Genomic DNA, 18,330 nt, shown 5'->3' on the forward strand with positions numbered 1-18,330 from the left:
GCGAAGCGCGTAGCGAGTTCTGCCGCGGCCCGTCTGTCCGAGCACCGGAGGGAAGTCGGCGCGCAGCGCCGACCGCCCCACTTGAAGCGCCGCCACGCCCTCACCGGCACCAGGGCCGGACCATCGCACACACGCTTCGCACGCCCAAAGCCCAGTGCCCAAAGCCCAAAGCCACCAAGCCCCGAGCACAACAGCGCCGAGATCGCCCGTCACGGGTGCCGACAGTGGCCGCTCCGGATCAACCCAGTCCTAGGCCGATTCGTCCTGCAGCTCGCTCACCGGCACGCAGCTGCAGAACAGGTTGCGGTCGCCGTAAACGTTGTCCACGCGCCCGACCGGCGGCCAGTACTTGGCCTGCTTGAGGGTGGCCAGCGGGAAGGCCGCCACCTCGCGGGAGTAGGGATGCGCCCAGTCGGTCGCCACCAGCGTGGCTGCCGTGTGCGGCGCGTTCTTCAGCGGGTTGTCCTCGCGCGGCCATACGCCTTCCTCGATGCGACGGATCTCACCGCGGATGGCGATCATGGCCTCGATGAAGCGGTCCAGCTCGGCCAGCGGCTCGCTCTCGGTGGGCTCCACCATCAGCGTGTTAGCCACCGGGAAGCTCAGCGTCGGCGCATGGAAGCCGTAGTCGATCAGGCGCTTGGCCACGTCCTCGGCCATCACGCCGCTGCTCTCCTTCAGGCCGCGCAGGTCCAGGATGCATTCGTGGGCCACATGGCCGTTGGCGCTGGCGTAGAGCGTGGGGTAGTGGTCGGCGAGGCGTGCGCTGATGTAGTTGGCGTTGAGGATGGCCGTTTCGGTGGCCTGCTTCAGCCCCTCGGCGCCCATCATGCGGATGTACATCCAGCTGATCGGCAGCACGGCGGCGTTGCCGAAGGGCGCGGCGGACACCGCCCCCACCGTCGCCGGCTTGCCGCCCGTCGCATGGCCGGGGAGGAAGGGCACCAGGTCCTCCACCACGCACACCGGACCCACGCCGGGGCCGCCGCCACCGTGGGGAATGCAGAAGGTCTTGTGCAGGTTCAGGTGGCTCACGTCGCCGCCGAACTCGCCAGGCGCGGCCACGCCGACCAGGGCATTCATGTTGGCGCCGTCCACGTACACGCGGCCGCCGTGGGCATGCACGATCTCGCACAGCTCCTTCACTCGCGTCTCGAACACGCCATGCGTGCTGGGGTAGGTGATCATGATGCAGGCCAGCTTGTCGCCGTGCTTCTCGCAGGCGCGCTTCAGGTCGTCGATGTCGACGTTGCCGTTGGCGTCGCAGGCCGTCACCACCACCTGCATGCCCGCCATCTGCGCGCTGGCCGGGTTGGTGCCGTGCGCGGAGGAGGGGATCAGGCAGATGTTGCGGTGGCTGTCGCCGCGGCTCTCGTGCCAGGCCTTGATGGCCAGCAGGCCGGCGTACTCGCCCTGGCTGCCGGCATTGGGCTGCAGGCTGATGCCGGCATAGCCCGTGGCCTGGCACAGCCAGTCGCGCAGTTGCGCGTCGAGTTCGGCATAGCCGGCCAGTTGCCCGGCGGGCGCAAAGGGATGCACATCGGCGAACTCGGGCCAGGTGATCGGGATCATCTCGCTCGTCGCGTTCAGCTTCATGGTGCAGCTGCCCAGCGGGATCATGCTGCGGTCCAGCGCGAGGTCCTTGTCGGAGAGGCTGCGGATGTAGCGCAGCATGGCCGTCTCGCTGTGGTGCGTGTTGAAGACCGGGTGCGTCAGGAAGGCACTGGTGCGCCGCAGGCTGGCGGGAATCAGCGAGGGCAGCTCGGCTTCGAAGTCCTCCACGCGCGGCAGCGCCTGGCCGTCGGCGGCGAAGGCCTGCCAGATCAGCGCCAGGTCGGCGCGGGTCGTGGTCTCGTCCAGGGCGATGCAGAGGTATTCGCCGAAGTACACGCGCAGGTTGAGGCCCAGCGACAGGGCCTTGGCCAGGATCGGCTGGGTTTGGTCCTGGGTATGCAGCGACAACGTGTCGAAGCTGGGCACCTCGCGCAGCGGCGCGCCCAGTTGCTTCAGACCCGCGGCCAGGATGGCGGTATAGGCGGCCACGCGGCGTGCAATGCGCGTCAGCCCGGCGGGGCCGTGGTAGACGGCATACATGCTGGCCACGACGGCCGGCAGCACCTGCGCCGTGCAGATGTTGGAGGTGGCCTTCTCGCGGCGGATGTGCTGCTCGCGCGTCTGCAGGGCCAGGCGGTAGGCGGGCGCGCCGTGGCTGTCCACGCTCACGCCCACCAGGCGGCCGGGCAGCGAGCGCTTGAACTCGTCGCGGCAGGCCATGAAGGCCGCGTGCGGGCCGCCGGCGCCCATGGGCATGCCGAAGCGCTGGGTGCTGCCGACCACGATGTCGGCGCCCCATTCGCCGGGCGGCGCGATCAGCGTCAGGGCCAGAAGGTCGGTGGCGACGATCAGCGCGGCCTGCTTGCCGTGGATCAGCTCGGCATCGGCGCGCAGGTCGTCGATGCGGCCGCTGGTGCAGGGGTACTGCGCCAGCACGGCGAAGTAGTCGCCGGCCAGCAGATCGTTCCATTGCTGCAGTGAGTTGGCCAGCACCACCTCGATGCCCAGCGGCGCAGCGCGGGTCTGGATCACCTCGATGGTCTGCGGATGCGCGTCGCCGGCAACGACGAAGCGGCTGCTCTTGCTCTTGACGCTGCGCTTGGCCAGGGTCATGGCCTCGGCGGCGGCGGTGGCCTCGTCCAGCATCGAGGCATTGGCGATGGCCATGCCGGTCAGGTCGGTGACCATGGTCTGGAAGTTGACCAGCGCCTCCATGCGGCCCTGGCTGATCTCGGCCTGGTAGGGCGTGTAGGCGGTGTACCAGGCGGGGTTCTCCAGCACGTTGCGCAGGATGACGCCTGGCGTGTGCGTGCCGTGGTAGCCCTGGCCGATGAAGCTCTTCACGCGCTGGTTCTTCGATGCGATGGCCTTCAACTCGGCCAGCGCCACGGCCTCGGTCACCGCCGGCGGCAGCTGCATCGGCTGGCTCCGGCGGATCGAGGGCGGCACGATGCTGTCGATGAGCTGCGCGCGCGAGCTTTCTCCCACGGTGGCCAGCATGCGCGCCTCGGCTTCGGCGTCGGGGCCGATATGGCGGGCGATGAATTCGGTGGGGTTCTCGAGGTCGCGCAGGGAGGGGGCGGAAGAGCTCATGGCAGCGGGCCGGCGGGGTGGTGGGAAGAAGAGAAAAAAAGAGGGGCTCTCGCACAGCGGGAGCTCTGGGCCGTGGGAAATGGAAGCGCGGAGGGTGAAGGAGAGGCCGTGGCCCTCACCCCGACCCTCTCCCAGAGGGAGAGGGAGTGATGCCAGCGCGTCCACGCGAACGCGCCGGCGGGGGCCTCAGGCGCCTTCGGTGAACTTGGCGTAGCCCGGCTCGTCCATCAGCTGGTCGAACTCGGCCATGTCCTTGTCCTGCAGCAGCACCTTGAAGAACCAGCCGGCGCCCATCGGGTCGCTGTTGGCCAGCGAGGGGTCGGCGCGCAATGCTTCGTTGACCTCGACGACTTCACCGGTCACGGGCATGTAGATGTCGGCGGCCGCCTTGACGGACTCGACCACGCCGGCCACTTCGCCCTGCTTGAAGGTCTTGCCCACCTCGGGCAGGTCGACGAAGACCACGTCACCGAGCGCTTCCTGCGCATGCACGGTGATGCCGACGGTGGCGGCTTCGTGGTCGGCGATCTCGATCCACTCGTGGTCCTTGGAGTAGTGAATGGTCATGCGGGGCTCCTGAAAGAAGAAGAGGGGGATTGAATGAAAAGGTCGAGCGACGAGTATCAGCGCAGGGCGGGGCGGCTGCGTGTACGCCCCGGGCGCAGGCGCGTCGGCATTTGTCTGACGGCACGGACGCGGTGCGGCATGTCGGAACGCAGGCGGAGAGGGGCGCGCGCAGCGGCTCAGCCGCGGTAGTAGCGTGCCGGCACGAAGGGCATGGGAACGACCTCCATGGGCACCGGCTTGCCGCGCACCAGGGCGTCGATGCGGGTGCCGACAGCGGCGTGGGCCGTATCGACGTACGCCATGGCGATGGGCCGGTCGACCGTTGGCGCCAGCAGGCCGCTGGTCACCTCGCCGATGGCTGCGCCGCCGGGCACATGCAGGGCCGTGTGCTCGCGCACCGGCACGCGCTCCAGCGCCACCAGGCCGACGCGGCGGCGGGCGACCGGGGCGCTGCCGTCCAGCTGGGCCAGCACCTTGTCCGCGCCCGGGAAGCCGCCTGCGCGTTCGCCGCCCGTGCGGCGCACTTTCTGGATGGCCCAGGTGAGCGCGGCCTCGACGGGCGTGGTCGTGGTGTCGATGTCGTTGCCGTAGAGGCACAGGCCGGCCTCCAGCCGCAGCGAGTTGCGGGCTCCCAGGCCGATGGGCGCCACTTCGGGCTGGGCCAGCAGCAGGCGGGCCAGCCGCTCGGCATCGGCGGCGGCGACGGAGATCTCGAAGCCGTCCTCGCCGGTGTAGCCGCTGCGGGTGGCGAAGGCCGGGATGCCGCCGATGGCCATGGCGCCGCCGGTCATGAACACATGGCGCTCGCTGCCGGGCGCCAGTCGGGCCATCACGGCCGCGGCCTGCGGGCCCTGAAGCGCCAGCAGCGCGTGGTCGGGCAGGGGTTCAACGGTGCAGCGCTGGCCGATGCGGGCCTGGATGTGGGCGATGTCGGCCGCCTTGCAGGCGCCGTTGACGATCACGAAGAAGGAATCGTCGCCCTCGTTGAAGAACATCAGGTCGTCGAGGATGCCGCCTGCGTCGTCCAGCAGCAGGCCGTAGCGCTGCTTGCCGGGTGCCAGGCCGATGACGTCCACCGGCATCAGCGTCTCCAGCGCGGCGGCCGCCTCGGGGCCCGAGACGCGCAACTGCCCCATGTGCGAGATGTCGAACAGGCCGGCGGCGGTGCGCGTGTGGCGGTGCTCGGCGATCAGGCCTGCGGGGTACTGCACCGGCATCGAATAGCCGGCAAAGGGCACCATGCGGGCGCCCAGTTCGACATGCAGGCCGCGCAGCGGGGTGTCAAGAAGGGGTGTGGCAGGAGAGGGGGCAGCAGCGGACATGGACATCTCACGGGGTGTACAGCGCCACGACGGCTGTCGTGGTCCACCCCGGCTGTCCGCTTTACCTGAGAGATTCACCCCGCGATGGGGGCTTGCTCCTTCGGTGGACGCGCGGCCTGGGCCACGACGCCTCTCTCCAGCAGGGAAACGCCCCGAACCCGGGGCGTGCCGCCAGTCCTTTTGCCTGAGCGTTCGGAACTCGTCGAGTCCTGCGCCTTCGGCGGCCCCGTCGCGCGGGGCTCTCTCCTGACGAAGCGCGCAGTGTAAGGGACAAGGCGCGCGTCGCGGGCGCTATTTGAAGCCGCTCAGCGCCCGTACACCAGGTTACGCAGGCCCAGCGACAGCGCCGGCACGTAGGTGATGACCATCAGGCAGGCCAGCACCACCAGGATGAACGGGATCAGCCGCGTCACGATCTTGTCGAGCGAGATGCGCGCCACGGTGCAGGCGGCGAACAGGTTGACGCCGAAGGGCGGGGTGATCATGCCCAGCGCCAGGTTCACCACCATGATCAGCCCGAAGTGGACCGGATCGATGCCGAAGTGCTGGGCCACGGGCGCGAGGATGGGGGCCAGCACGATGATGGCGGCGCTCGTCTCGATGAACATGCCGATCACGAACAGCGCTGCGTTGACGCCCAGCAGGAACATGGTGGGCGACTGCAGCACCGCCTCCAGCCAGTGGCCGATGGCCTCGGGCACGCCGGCGCGGGTGATCAGGAAGGCGAACAACCCCGCATTGGCGATGATGAACATGATCACGGCCGAGGACAGCACCGACTTGCGCAGGATGGCGTAGAGGTCCGGCAGGCGGATCTCGCGGTAGATCACCATGCCGACGACCAGCGCGTAGAACACCGCCACGGCCGAGGCTTCGGTGGGCGTGAACACGCCACCATAGATGCCGCCCAGGATGATCACCGGCATCAGCAGTGCCCAGCCCGCCTGCCATAGCGCGCGCCCGAAGGGCATGCGCTCTTCGCCGTCGTTTTTGCCCCAGCCCTTCCACTTGCAGTAGACCCAGACGAAGAGCATCAGCGCCCCACTGATCAGCAGGCCCGGACCGAAGCCGGCGATGAACAGTTCGCCGATGGACACCTCGGCGCTCACGCCGTACAGGATCATCGGGATCGACGGCGGAATGATCACGCCCAGTTCGGCGCTCGTCGCCTGCAGGGCGGCCGCGTAGTTGGTGGGGTAGCCATGCTTGATGAGCGCCGGAATCAGGATGGCGCCGATGGCGAAGGTGGTGGCCACCGACGAGCCGGACACCGCTGCGAAGATCATGCAGGTCAGCACGCAGGTCATGGGCAGGCCGCCCTGGATGCCGCCCACGATGCTCTTGGCGAACTCCACCAGCCGTCGGGAGATGCCGCCGGTCTCCATCAGGTTGCCCGCCAGGATGAAGAAGGGAATGGCGGCCAGCGGAAACTTGTTGATCGAGTTGAAGATCTCCTTGGCGGAGATCAGCATGTTGGCGCCGTTGACCTGAATGCCGACGATGGACGCCAGGCCGATGGACACCGCCACCGACACCGACAGCGCGAAGCACAGCACCATCGTGCCGACCATGAGGGGGGTCATTGCGCGGTCTCCAGTTCGAGGCGCTTGGGATCGAGGTAGTTGCCCACGATGCCGAAGATGGAGAACACCGCCCCCACCGGCAGGGCCAGGTAGGCCCACACCATCGACAGGCTTTCGAGTCCCGCCATCGACTGCACCCGGCCGCGCATCGCGTAGTCGAAGCCCCACCACAGGATCACGCTGATCAGGGCCAGGGCCGCCAGGCTCACGGCCGCGTCGAGCAGGCGGCGCACGCGCGGCGGGCTCCAGCGGTAGAGCACGTCGACGCTCACCATCGCGCCCTGGCGGAAGGCCATGGGAATGCCGAGGAACACCATCCAGATCAGGCTGATGCGGATCAGGATCTCGCTCCATTCGGCCGGCTGCTCCAGCACGAAGCGGGTGACGATCTGGAACATGCCGAGCGACGCGGCCACCACCAGCATCAGGCAGGCCAGCGCCATGGACAGCGCAGTGGTCCGGCGTTCGAAGGCCAGGAACTTGTCTTTCATCTCACAGGCGTTTCTTGGGAATGAAAAAGCCCGCCGGCAAGGCGGGCCGAGGGTGCGGGGGCATTGCCCGGCCAGCTCAGGGCTGGTAGTTGCGGATGCGGTCCAGGTTGGCCTTGCCGAAGTCCTTCTCGAACTGGGCCTGGGCCGGGGCGAGCGCCGCCACGAACTTGGCCTTGTCGAGGTTGTCGATCACCGTCATGCCCTTGGCACGCAGGTCGGCCACGCCCCGGGCGTCGTCCTCGTCCACGCGGGCGCGGTTGGCCTTGGCGGCCTCCTTGGCGGCGTCCAGGAAGGCCTGCTGATCGGGCGGCGCGAGCTTGTCGAAGACGCCCTTGTTCATCACGAAGACGCAGGGCGAGTAAACATGGCCGGTGAGCGACAGGTGCTTCTGCACCTGGTCGAACTTGGCCGAGATGATCACGGGCAGCGGGTTCTCCTGGCCGTCCACGGTGCCCTGCTGCAGGGCGGTGAAGACCTCGGGGAAGGCCATCGGCGTGGTGATGATGCCGAAGGTCTTGTACGCCGCGATGTGCACCGGGTTCTCCATGGTGCGCATCTTCAGGCCCTTGAGGTCCTCTGGCGCCTTCACGTCGCGCTTGCTGTTGGTCATGTGCCGGAAGCCGTTCTCGGCCCAGGCCAGCGCCTTGAAGCCCTTGGCGTCGAACTTCTTGAGCAGGTCCTGGCCGATGGGGCCGTCGAGCACGGCGCGCGCATGGGCCTTGTCGCGGAACAGGAAGGGAACGTCCAGGATCTTGGTTTCGGGCACGAAGTTGGGCACCGGACCGGTGGAGGAGAAGGCCAGCTCCTGCGTGCCGAGCTGCACGGCCTCAATCGACTCACGCTCCCCGCCCAAGGCGCCGTTGTAGAAGGTCTGGACCTTGTAGCGCCCGTTGGTGCGCTTTTCGACTTCCTTGGCGAAGGTGTCGATGGCCACGCCCTGGTGCGAGTTCTGCGCCACCGAGATGCTGATCTTCATGGTGGTCTGCGCCAGCGCGGCGCAAGCCATGCCGAGGCCCAGGGCAAGGCCGGCGGCCAGGCGGGTGAGTTTCATGGGGGAGTCTCCTGATTCGCTGCAGCAAGGCGGCTGGTTTGCCCAGCGCCTGAAGGGATGCTGACTATGCCCCGCGGCCCCCGCCCAGCGCGTCGGGACTTTCACGGACGCAGCATCCGCGCACACCGAGCCCGCCGATCGTGTCGGCGACAGGACGTCCCCCGCGGGCTGAGCGGGGGCTGACGCCATCCGCGCGCTGGGCGCGCGACATGCCCATACTGTCCGAGGGCCGCAGCAGTGAGCGTGCGGCCGCGCATCCCATGACAAGAGGAGACAACGCATGGAAGACATCGCACGGCGCACCGTGTCCAAGCTGAGCTGGCGGCTGCTGCCGCTGCTCATGGTCAGCTACTTCATCGCCTACCTGGACCGGGTCAACCTGGGCTTCGCGGGCGCCTCGATGTCCAAGGACCTGGGTTTCACCAGTACCGTGTTCGGCAGTGCCGCCGGCATCTTCTTCGTCGCCTATTTCCTGCTGGAAGTGCCGAGCAACCTCGCGCTGGAGCGCTTCGGCGCGCGGCGCTGGATCGCCCGCATCATGCTCAGCTGGGGCGTGCTGTCGGCCATCCAGGCCGGCGTGGGCGGCGCCACCAGCTTCAACCTCGTGCGCTTCCTGCTGGGCGCGGCCGAAGCGGGCTTCTTTCCCGGCGTCATCTTCTACCTGACGCTCTGGTTCCCGGCGGCGTACCGGGCGCGCATCGTGGGCTGGTTCATGTTCGCGGTGCCCATTTCCACGGTGATCGGCTCGCCCATCTCGGGCTACATCCTGAACATGGAAGGCGCGATGGGCCTGCACGGCTGGCAGTGGCTGTTCATCCTGGAGGCGCTGCCGGCGCTGGTGCTGGCCGGGGTGGTGCTGGCCTGCCTGCCCGACGGGCCGGCCGACGCCAAGTGGCTGACGAGCGAGGAGCGCCAGTGGCTCACGACCACGCTGGCCGCCGAGCGCCGCAACCGCGAGGCGCTGCATGCCATCTCCTGGACGCAGTCGCTGCGCAACTGGCGCGTCATCGCCATGGGCTTCATCTACATGGGCATCACGGTGCCGCTGTACGGCCTGGGCTTCTTCCTGCCGCAGATCATCAAGGGCTTCGGCGGCCTGGGCAATGTGGAGGTGGGCTTCGTCAACGCCTTCCCCTACCTGGTGGGCGCCATCGCCATGCTGTTCTGGTCGCGCGCCTCGGACGCGCGGCGCGAGCGCAAGGCCTTCCTGCTGATTCCGTTGGCCTGCATCTTCGTCGGGCTGGTGGCCGCGGCCAACATCGCGGCGCCGGTGCCCAAGATGGCGGCGGTGACGCTGGCCGCGTTCGGCATCTTCAGCGCGCTGCCGGTGTTCTGGACCTTTCCCACTGCCATCCTGAGCGGCGTGGCCGCGGCGGCGGGCATCGCATGGATCAATGCCATCGGCAACCTCGGCGGCTACATCGGCCCGACGATCTTCGGCATGCTGCGCGACCGCATGGGCAACGACGTGTTCGCGGTCATGTTCCTGGCGCTGCTGTCGGTGCTGGCCTTCGTGCTGGTGCTGCTGGTCGGCCACGACGCGCGGGCCGAGCAGGCGCAGCAGGTGCCGGCGCGCGCCTGAGCTTCGCAGGCGCAGGCCGTGGCGGTCTGCTGCGCGGGCCGTGAACCTGCCAAAAAGAAGAAGGGCGCCGATGGCGCCCTTGCTGCTTACATGCCGGTGTAATTCGGCCCGCCGCCGCCTTCGGGCGTGACCCACACGATGTTCTGCGTCGGGTCTTTGATGTCGCAGGTCTTGCAGTGCACGCAGTTCTGCGCGTTGATCTGCAGCCGCTCCTTGCCGCCGCCGGCGGCTTCGTCGGGCACGAACTCGTACACGCCGGCCGGGCAGTAGCGGCTCTCGGGGCCGGCGTACTGGGGCAGGTTGATGCGCGTGGGCACCGTCGGATCCTTCAGCGTCAGGTGCGCCGGCTGGTTCTCTTCGTGGTTGGTATTGCTGATGAACACCGAGCTCAGGCGGTCGAAGGTGAGCTTGCCGTCGGGCTTGGGGTACGCGATCTTCTTGCACTCGGCCGCCGGCTTCAGACGGGCATGGTCGGCCTCGGTGCGGTGGATGGTCCAGGGGATGTGACCGCGCAGCACGAACTGCTCGATGCCGGTCATCACCGTGCCCACCGTCAGGCCCTTCTTGAACCACTGCTTGAAGTTGCGGGCCTTGTAGAGCTCGGTGTGCAGCCAGCTCTTCTCGAAGGCCTCGGGGTAAGACGACAGTTCGTCGAACTGGCGGCCGGCCTGCACCGCCTCGAAAGCGGCGTCGGCGGCCAGCATGCCGGTCTTGATGGCGGCATGGCTGCCCTTGATGCGGCTGGCATTGAGGTAGCCGGCTTCGCAGCCGATCAGCGCGCCGCCCGGGAACACCGTCTTGGGCAGCGACAGCAAGCCGCCGGCCGTGATGGCCCGCGCGCCGTACGAGATGCGCTTGGCGGGCTTCAGGCCCTGGTCCTGGCCTTCGAGGTACCAGCGGATGTTGGGGTGCGTCTTGAAGCGCTGGAACTCCTCGAAGGGGCTCAGGTGCGGGTTCTGGTAGTCCAGGCCGACCACGTAGCCGATGATCAGCTGGTTGTTCTCGGCGTGGTAGACGAAGGAGCCGCCGTAGGTGTCGTTGGGCAACGGCCAGCCGGCGGTGTGGATTGCCAGGCCGGGCTCGTGGCGGGCGGGGTCGATCTCCCACAGCTCCTTGATGCCGATGCCGTAGCTCTGCGGATCGCGGCCGTCGTCGAGCTTGAAGCGGTTGATCAGCTGCCGGCCCAGGTGGCCACGCGCGCCTTCGGCGAACAGCGTGTACTTGGCATGCAGCTCCATGCCGAGCTGGAAGTTCTCGGTCGGCTCGCCGTCCTTGCCGATGCCCAGGTTGCCGGTGGCCACGCCCTTGACCGAGCCGTCCTCGTTGTAGAGCACCTCGGCGGCAGGGAAGCCCGGGAAGATTTCCACGCCGAGTTCCTCGGCCTGCGTCGCGAGCCAGCGCACCACGTTGCCCAGGCTGACGATGTAGTTGCCCTCGTTGTGGAAGTTGGGCGGCAGCATGAAGTTGGGCACGCGCGTCGCACCTGTCTCGCTCATCAGCAGGAAGGTGTCGGCCGTGACCGGCTGGTTCAGCGGTGCGCCCTTGGCCTGCCAGTCAGGGATCAGCTCGGTGAGTGCCCGCGGGTCCATGATGGCGCCCGACAGGATGTGCGCGCCGGGCTCCGAGCCCTTCTCCAGCACCACGACCGAGATCTCCTTGTCGTTGAGCGCCGCAAGCTGCTTCAGGCGGATGGCGGCCGAGAGGCCGGCGGGGCCGCCGCCGACGACGACGACGTCGTACTCCATGGCTTCGCGCGGGCCGAACTGGGCGAGGATCTCTTCTTGTGTCATCGGGTGGGATCGGAGAATGGGTTCGAGGGGGCGCGGCCATGGGGCTGGCACGCCTGTGAAGCACTGCGCATTCTAGAGGTCAGGCCCTGGTCACATAGGCGACGCCAGCCCGGGGAGATACCGCTCCTGATGGGCCCGCGGACGGGCCTACGATGCCATGCCATGCGCATCGAGATTCCCGAACAGAAGAAGCTGGTCTACGAGATGGCAATCCCCATCCGCTGGGGCGACATGGACGCCATGGGCCATCTCAACAACGGCAGCTATTTCCGCTACATGGAGACGGCACGCATCGACTGGATGCGCGCCATCGGCTTCCAGCCCGACCCGAAGGGCGAGGGCATGGTGATCGTCAATGCCTTCTGCAACTTCTACCGCCAGATCGAGTACCCCGGCGACGTGCTGCTGCGCATGTACGTGAGCGATCCGGCGCGCACCACCTTCGAGAGCTGGGCCACCATGGCCCGCGCCGAGGCGCCCGAGGTGATCTGCGCCGCGGGTGGCGCCACGACCATCTGGGTGGACTTTCCGGCGCAGAAGGCCAAGCCCCTGCCGGACTGGCTGCGCGCCCTGGTCGGCGGCTGAGTTCAGCCGGGCATCGACAGCCGCGCCTCGAAGCCGCTGGCGCGGCCGGGGGGCGGCGACAGGAGCTGCAGCTCGGCCCCCTGGTGCTCGGCGATCGTGGTGACGATGGACAGGCCCAGGCCGTAGCCGGTGCGGTCGTCGGTCTGCCGGACGTGGCGCTCGCGCAGGGCCTGCAGCTTGTCGGGTGCCACGCCCGGGCCGCTGTCGCGCACCAGCACCGTGCGGGGTGCGACCACCTCCAGTTCGACCGCGCCCTCGGGGGCGTAGCGCAGCGCGTTCTCGATCAGGTTGCGCAGGGCGATGGCCAGGGCGTCCACGTCACCCTGGACGGGGGACATCGTCTCCTCGGGCACATGCAGGGTGAGCCGTTCGGCGGCGCGGGCGTCCTGCCAGAACTCCTCGGCCACCGCGCCGGCGAGCTTGACCAGGTCGACCGGCCGCCGTGCCAGCGCAGCCCCCGATTCGGCGCGCGAGAGCTGCAGCAGCTTCTCGGCTCGGTGGCTCAGCTGCCGCAGCGAATCGAGCGCAGCCTGTACGTCCTGGCGCGAGAGGCCGTGGTCCAGCGCGGTCTGCAGGCGCAGGCGGGCCGCCGCCAACGGCGTGCGCAGCTCGTGCGCCGCATTGGCGGCCAGCGCGCGCTCCACGTTCAGCGCCTGGGCCAGCCGCTCCAGCAGGTGGTTGACGTCGTCGCACACCGAACGCAGCTCGTGCGGCAGGCCCGCCAGCTCGATGGGCCGCAGGTCGGTGCTGCTGCGGCTGGCGATCTCGTCCGCCAGCGTCTGCAACGGCCGCAGTTCGCGCCGGGCGATGCGCCAGAGCACGAGCCCCAGCAGCGGCAGGGCGGTGATCAGCGGCACCATCAGGCCGAACAGCGTGCGGTCCACCGCCTCGCGCCGTTCGGAGATCGGGTCGGCCACCTGCAGGAAGAGGTCGCGCGTAGGATGCCGGACGGTGTAGATGCGCCAGTCCGGCGTGTCGGCAAAGCCCGGCGCGAGCGGCACGTCGAAGTAGTCGGGCCGTGCGTTGGACGAATGCAGCAGCAGTCGCGTGCCGCCGTCGACCATCTGGTAGACCACTTCGTCCTGGATGAACAGCGGCGCGGGCGCCACCAGCGGCTGCTCGGGCTTCTTGCCGCCGGAGAGGCTGTCGTACTGCTCCACGGCGATGTCGAACATGCGGTGCGACACCTCGACCAGTTCGTTGTCGAAGTTGAAGCTGATCTCGCGGTCCACATACCAGACGACGGCCAGCACGCACAGAAGCCAGATGGCGCCGACGGAGAGGATCAGCGTGCGCGTGAGGCGGGCCGCGAGGGAAGCCCGCTCCGGCCTCGCGTCGGCGTCGGACTGGCCGTCGGTACGCGCGCCCTTCTGGACCGCGGCCCCGCCGGAGGCGACGGGCCGTCCGGCCTCGTCGATGGGACGGGCGCTCACGGGCCCGGCTCCGGACCGGCGTCGGGGGCATCGTCCCCAGGAGCCAGCCGGTAGCCGAGGCCACGCAAGGTCTGGATGTGCGACCGGCCCAGCTTGCGGCGCAGCCGGCTGACGAAGACCTCCAGGGTGTTGCTGTCGGTGTCGTCGTCGAAGCCGTACAGCGCATCGAGCAGGGTCTCGCGGCTGTGGATGCGGTCGGGGCGGCTGGCCATCACGCGCAGCAGTGCCCATTCCTTCTGCGTGAGCGTGACCGGCGCGCCGTGCACGCGGACCTGGTCGTTGCCCAGGTCGATCTCGAGCGAACCCAGGCGGACGGTGGCCGACTCGACGCTGCTGCGCCGGCGCTCCACGGCGCGCAGCCGGGCCAGCAGCTCGGCGGGGTCGTAGGGCTTGATCAGGTAGTCGTCGGCGCCGGCATCCAGGCCCCGGATGCGGTCGCTGACCTGGTCGCGGGCCGTCAGCACGATGACGATGGGCCGCTCGGGCAGGGTGCGCAGGCCGGGCATGAGCATCAACCCGTCGCCGTCGCCCAGGTGCAGGTCGAGCAGCACCGCGGCATAGCGCGCGCTGGCCAGCGCCGCGCGCGCGCCCGCCAGGCTGGGCACCGCATCGACGATGAAGGCCTTCGCACGCAGGTAACTGCAGACGGCGTCGGCGAGGTTGAGGTCGTCTTCGACGAGAAGGATGCGCATGGGGCGGAGTCTAGTGCGGGGCACCGTCCGGGGCCGGCGCCAGCCGCCGAGGTGGGCCGCTTCAGGCTGCATTCACGGCCCGGGCTTAGGCTGCGCGCCGCCCATGGATGCGTCTTCCCGTTCCGTTTCCCCCCTCTGGCCGACACTGGCCGTCACCGCGGCCCTCGTCGGCTGGGACCTGGGGGGCGGCGACCTGTGGCTGGCCAGCCTGCCGGGCACGCCCTTCGGTTTTCCGCTGCGCAGCAACTGGGCACTGGCCAGCCTGATGCACGAAGGGGGCAAGGCGCTCAGCTGGGCTCTGGTGCTGGGGATGCTGGCTGCCGTGTGGCTGCCAATGGGCCCCTGGCGCCGGCTGTCGCGCCCCGAGCGCTGGCAGCTGCTGCTGTCGGTGCTGGCGGCGGTTGGCGCCGTCACCCTGCTCAAGAAGTTCAGCCTGACCAGTTGCCCGTGGGACCTGCGTGTCTTCGGTGGCGTGGCCGAGCATGTCTCGCACTGGCGCTGGGGCGTGGCCGATGGCGGGCCGGGGCACTGCTTTCCGGCGGGCCATGCCTCGGCGGCCTTCGGCTTCGTCGGCGGCTGGTTCGTGTGGCGGCGGCATTCGGCGGCATTCGCCCGGGGATGGCTCATGGCGGCCGTCGTGGCCGGCCTGGTGCTGGGCGTCGGCCAGCAGCTGCGCGGCGCGCACTTTCTGAGCCACACGCTGTGGAGCGGCTGGGCATGCTGGATGGCCGGTTGGGCGGTGGACATGGCCATGACGGGCCGGCGCCGGCGCGCAACTGACGCCAAACTGAACGCAGCCTGAAGAAGAGGTTCAGGGTGACTTCAGTGCCGACACCTACGCTGTCGGCATGCCGTTGATCTCTCCCGCGCCGCGTCTGGGCGCGTATTCCGCGCCCGACTTTGCGGGTCCCCGCGGCTGGCTGTTGCGCGCACGCTCGCCGCGCACGATCGTCCTGGTGCTCACCGCCTACCTGCTGCTGGCCGCGAACTGGCCGCTGTGGATGGAACTCGCCGAACTCGGCCGCGCCCCCAGCCTCTACATGCCCAACATCGTCGGCATGGCCTGGCTGCTGGGCGGCGGTCTGGTGGCGCTGCTGTCGCTCACGGCCTGGTCGCGCTTCATGAAGCCGCTATGGATGCTGCTGGTGGTCGTGGCTGCGGTGGTGCAGCACTACATGGCCACCTACCGGATGGTGATGGACCCGTCCATGGCGCTCAACGTGCTGCAGACCGATCCGGGCGAGGCGCGCGATCTGCTCAGCCTGACGATGGCGCTGCGTGTGCTGGTCGTGGCGGTGCCCGCGATCTGGTGGCTGTGGTGCGTGCCGGTGATCCCGCAGCGGCCGCTGCGTGCGCTTTGGCGCAATGCGGTGCTGTTTGCGGCCGCGGTCGCCGTCACCGTGGGCGGCGGCATGGTCATGTCGCGTCAAATCGCGCCGCTCATGCGCAACCAGCCCCATCTGCGCTACATGATGAATCCGCTGGCCAGCGTGTATTCCTTCGGCATGGCGGCCACGCGCCCCTTGCTGCATCGCAGCCGCAAGCTGGTGCCGATTTCCGGTGGTGCGGCGCTGGGCGCCAGCTATGCGGGGCAGAGCCGGCCGCGCCTGCTGCTGCTGGTGGTCGGCGAGACGGCCCGGGCCGACCACTTCGGCCTCAACGGCTATGCGCGCGACACCACCCCTGCGCTCAAGGCCCGCAACGTGGTGAGCTTCCACGACATGCGTTCCTGCGGCACCAACACCGCCGCGTCGGTGCCCTGCATGTTCTCGCACCTGGGCAAGCAGGACTACGAAGGCCGCAAGCAGGACTACGAGAACCTGCTCGACGTGGTGCAGGCCGCCGGGCTGGCCGTGCTCTGGATCGACAACCAGTCGGGCTGCAAGGGCGTGTGCGAGCGCGTGCCCCATGTCGAGGCCAACGACGCCAAGGAGATTGCGGCCAACCCCACGCTGTGCAGCGGCGACGAATGCCTGGACGACGTGATGCTCAAGGGCCTGGACGCGCGCATCGCCGCCTTGCCGCCCGAGCGCGTGGCGCGCGGCGTGGTGCTGGTGATGCACCAGATCGGCAGCCATGGCCCGGCCTACTTCCGCCGCTCACCGCCGGACGGCAAGCCTTTCCAGCCCGAATGCCGCACCGTGACGCTGTCCGACTGCGCGCACAGCGAGCTGATCAACGCCTACGACAACTCGATCGCACACACGGATCGGTTCCTGGGTGACGCCATCGACTGGCTCAAGGCCCGCCGCAACCGCTTCGACACGGGCATGCTCTACCTCAGCGACCATGGCGAATCGCTGGGCGAGTACGGCCTTTTCCTACACGGTGTGCCCTATGCCTTTGCGCCGGACGTGCAGAAGCACGTGCCCTTCGTGGCCTGGCTCGATGGCGGGCTCGGCGGGCGCACCGGCGTGCGAGACGCCTGCCTGCGCAAGTCGGTGGACATGCCGTTGACGCACGACAACCTGTACCACACCGTCATGGGGCTGGTAGACGTCAAGAGCCCCACCTACAAGCCGACGCTGGATGCCTTCGAAGGGTGCCGGCAGGCGTCGGCCGGTTGATTCCTCCAGGGCGGCCTCGCCCTGGGACCACCAGTGAGCCTCTTCAGCCGCGAGCAGCGCAGGCCGGTTCGGGCCAGGCGGTCTGCAGCGCCTCGTGGCACCGCAGCAGGAGTTCGAAGGCGCGCCGCGCAGCCGCAGCAGCGGCGTCCTGCCGGGCGGCGCCTTGCAGTGCCGTTTGCAGTTCGGCGACGAAGTGCTTCCACCGCGCACCCGTGGCGGAGCCTGCGCCGCGCAGGTAGTCCAGCGACAGGGGGGCCATGGCCGGCGCCAGCCGCTTGTGCAGCACCTGGCCGCCCAGGCGGGAGCCTTCCAGTACATAGGCCAGCCCCCATTCCGCACCGTCGGCCTGGAAGACCGGATCGGGCAGCGCCGCCAATGCGATGCGCGGCGCTTGCAGACCCAGCCGCTGCTGGCAGTCGACCAATTCCGCCTCCAGGGCGCCTCGCTCCGCCGCCAGGCGCGGGCCGCGGGCACCCGATTCCTCGAGAGCGCCGACCCAGCCGCGCAGCAGGGCAAGGTGCCGCAGGTAGTCGGCGGGGCCGGCACCCTCGCGTGCGATGGGCAATCCGGTGTCGAGCCGGGCGTGCAGGGCCGACGTCGCGTCGCGCAGGCGCTGCAATGGGTCGGTGGCTGCGGCCGATGGGGAAGCGGCTGGAGCGGTGGGAGGCGCAGGAATCATGGAGGACAGGGAAGGCAGCCGGCCATCATAGGCAGGCTGCTCCCTCAGCCTTGCCGTGCGGGCTTGTCGGCCGGCTTCTCGCGCGGCACCCGGCCCATCAGGAAGAACTCCGGATTCGGCTGCATGCCGCTGAAGCTGGCCAGCCGGTTCGACAGGCCGAAGAAGGCGGTGATGGCGGCGATGTCCCAGATGTCCTCGTCGTCGAAGCCGTGGGCATGCAGGGCGGCGAAGTCGGCCTCGTCGACCTCGTGCGACCGCTCGCACACCTTCATCGCAAAGGCCAGCATGGCGCGCTGGCGCTCGGAGATGTCGGCCTTGCGCCAGTTGACGGCCACCTGGTCGGCCACGAGCGGCTTCTTCTCGTAGATGCGAAGCAGCGCACCGTGCGCCACCACGCAGTAGAGGCACTGGTTGGCCGCGCTGGTGGTGGTGACGATCATCTCGCGGTCGCCTTTGCTGAGTGCGCTGGTGCGGCCCACGCTCTCGGGCTCCATCAGCGCATCGTGGTAGGCGAAGAAGGCGCGCCACTCGGCGGGGCGGCGGGCCAGCGCCAGGAAGACGTTGGGCACGAAGCCCGCCTTTTCCTGCACGGCCAGAATGCGGGCGCGGATGTCCTCGGGGACCTGGTCGAGTTCGGCAAGCGGGTAGCGTTGGCTCATGGCGGATGTCTCCTGTCTCGTTGGGGCTGTGTGGTCCAGCGTTCGATCATAGGCAGCGGAGACCGGGGCCGCGGTCGCGCGGATTGCGCCCGGGCGCAGGGCCTGCGGCGTTGGCTATGGCTGCGATGAGGACGTTCGAATTCACAGCGCAGGACCTGCTGCCTAGCATTGACGTCCATGAA

General features: G+C 69.0%; 15 protein-coding genes and 2 riboswitches. Of the genes, 4 read left to right on the forward strand and 11 right to left on the reverse strand.

The genetic code is table 11. From position 1 onward, the window contains the following. Window positions 1-249 precede the first annotated feature (249 nt). From gcvP to KBC94_RS27340, 6 genes are all read right to left on the reverse strand, one after another. A complete protein-coding gene (gcvP, locus tag KBC94_RS27315) occupies window positions 250-3,147 on the reverse strand; it encodes an aminomethyl-transferring glycine dehydrogenase (protein ID WP_294378187.1) in 2,898 nt (965 codons plus the stop codon). Between the two features lie 186 nt (window positions 3,148-3,333). Beyond that, window positions 3,334-3,714 (reverse strand): glycine cleavage system protein GcvH, encoded by a 381-nt coding sequence (gene gcvH, locus KBC94_RS27320; protein ID WP_294378189.1) that lies wholly within the window; start codon window positions 3,712-3,714, stop codon window positions 3,334-3,336. A gap of 176 nt (window positions 3,715-3,890) precedes the next feature. After that, entirely contained in the window at window positions 3,891-5,036 is a 1,146-nt protein-coding gene (gene gcvT, locus KBC94_RS27325; RefSeq protein WP_294378192.1) for a glycine cleavage system aminomethyltransferase GcvT, read from the reverse strand. Window positions 5,037-5,078: 42 nt separating this feature from the next. Continuing rightward, window positions 5,079-5,186, reverse strand: a riboswitch (glycine riboswitch). A 12-nt stretch (window positions 5,187-5,198) separates the two neighbouring features. Beyond that, window positions 5,199-5,295: riboswitch (glycine riboswitch) on the reverse strand. 46 nt (window positions 5,296-5,341) lie between these two features. Next, complete coding sequence (locus KBC94_RS27330; RefSeq protein ID WP_294378198.1) at window positions 5,342-6,619, reverse strand: TRAP transporter large permease; 1,278 nt, start codon at window positions 6,617-6,619, stop codon at window positions 5,342-5,344. Further along, window positions 6,616-7,110, reverse strand: a complete 495-nt coding sequence (locus KBC94_RS27335) for a TRAP transporter small permease subunit (RefSeq protein WP_294378200.1) — start codon at window positions 7,108-7,110, stop codon at window positions 6,616-6,618. The genes KBC94_RS27330 and KBC94_RS27335 overlap by 4 nt, the downstream gene beginning before the upstream one ends. A gap of 76 nt (window positions 7,111-7,186) precedes the next feature. After that, window positions 7,187-8,161: a TRAP transporter substrate-binding protein gene (locus tag KBC94_RS27340; protein WP_294378202.1), complete on the reverse strand. Its 975-nt coding sequence runs from the start codon at window positions 8,159-8,161 to the stop codon at window positions 7,187-7,189. A 280-nt stretch (window positions 8,162-8,441) separates the two neighbouring features. Between KBC94_RS27340 and KBC94_RS27345 the strand changes: the two genes are divergently transcribed. Continuing rightward, on the forward strand, window positions 8,442-9,743 hold the full coding sequence (locus KBC94_RS27345) for an MFS transporter (RefSeq protein ID WP_294378205.1): 1,302 nt from the start codon (window positions 8,442-8,444) through the stop codon (window positions 9,741-9,743). A gap of 86 nt (window positions 9,744-9,829) precedes the next feature. On the opposite strand, the gene KBC94_RS27350 is transcribed toward KBC94_RS27345, so the two are convergent. Beyond that, the gene (locus KBC94_RS27350) at window positions 9,830-11,533 is read right to left on the reverse strand and encodes an electron transfer flavoprotein-ubiquinone oxidoreductase (RefSeq protein ID WP_294378208.1); all 1,704 of its coding nucleotides are present in this window, start codon (window positions 11,531-11,533) and stop codon (window positions 9,830-9,832) included. Window positions 11,534-11,695: 162 nt separating this feature from the next. Here KBC94_RS27350 and KBC94_RS27355 point away from each other — a divergent pair, with 162 nt between their 5' ends. Next, the gene (locus tag KBC94_RS27355; protein WP_294378211.1) at window positions 11,696-12,118 is read left to right on the forward strand and encodes a thioesterase family protein; all 423 of its coding nucleotides are present in this window, start codon (window positions 11,696-11,698) and stop codon (window positions 12,116-12,118) included. A gap of 2 nt (window positions 12,119-12,120) precedes the next feature. Here KBC94_RS27355 and KBC94_RS27360 read toward each other — a convergent pair whose 3' ends face one another. Both KBC94_RS27360 and KBC94_RS27365 read right to left on the reverse strand, forming a co-directional pair. After that, window positions 12,121-13,407 carry an ATP-binding protein gene (locus tag KBC94_RS27360; RefSeq protein WP_294378343.1) on the reverse strand — a complete coding sequence of 429 codons (1,287 nt, stop codon included), beginning with the start codon at window positions 13,405-13,407 and terminating at the stop codon, window positions 12,121-12,123. A gap of 140 nt (window positions 13,408-13,547) precedes the next feature. Then, window positions 13,548-14,243 carry a response regulator transcription factor gene (locus KBC94_RS27365; RefSeq protein ID WP_294378214.1) on the reverse strand — a complete coding sequence of 232 codons (696 nt, stop codon included), beginning with the start codon at window positions 14,241-14,243 and terminating at the stop codon, window positions 13,548-13,550. Window positions 14,244-14,346: 103 nt separating this feature from the next. Between KBC94_RS27365 and KBC94_RS27370 the strand changes: the two genes are divergently transcribed. After that, window positions 14,347-15,045: a phosphatase PAP2 family protein gene (locus KBC94_RS27370; RefSeq protein ID WP_294378217.1), complete on the forward strand. Its 699-nt coding sequence runs from the start codon at window positions 14,347-14,349 to the stop codon at window positions 15,043-15,045. Window positions 15,046-15,091: 46 nt separating this feature from the next. Further along, the gene (locus KBC94_RS27375) at window positions 15,092-16,810 is read left to right on the forward strand and encodes a phosphoethanolamine transferase (RefSeq protein WP_294378220.1); all 1,719 of its coding nucleotides are present in this window, start codon (window positions 15,092-15,094) and stop codon (window positions 16,808-16,810) included. A 43-nt stretch (window positions 16,811-16,853) separates the two neighbouring features. On the opposite strand, the gene KBC94_RS27380 is transcribed toward KBC94_RS27375, so the two are convergent. Together KBC94_RS27380 and KBC94_RS27385 are read right to left on the reverse strand one after the other, a co-directional pair. Continuing rightward, window positions 16,854-17,489 carry a biliverdin-producing heme oxygenase gene (locus KBC94_RS27380; RefSeq protein WP_294378223.1) on the reverse strand — a complete coding sequence of 212 codons (636 nt, stop codon included), beginning with the start codon at window positions 17,487-17,489 and terminating at the stop codon, window positions 16,854-16,856. Window positions 17,490-17,533: 44 nt separating this feature from the next. Continuing rightward, window positions 17,534-18,148: a peroxidase-related enzyme gene (locus KBC94_RS27385; protein WP_294378226.1), complete on the reverse strand. Its 615-nt coding sequence runs from the start codon at window positions 18,146-18,148 to the stop codon at window positions 17,534-17,536. Window positions 18,149-18,330 lie beyond the last annotated feature (182 nt).

Origin of the sequence: Pseudacidovorax sp., from assembly GCF_017991995.1 — a bacterium.
Taxonomy (GTDB): Bacteria; Pseudomonadota; Gammaproteobacteria; order Burkholderiales; family Burkholderiaceae_C; genus Xenophilus.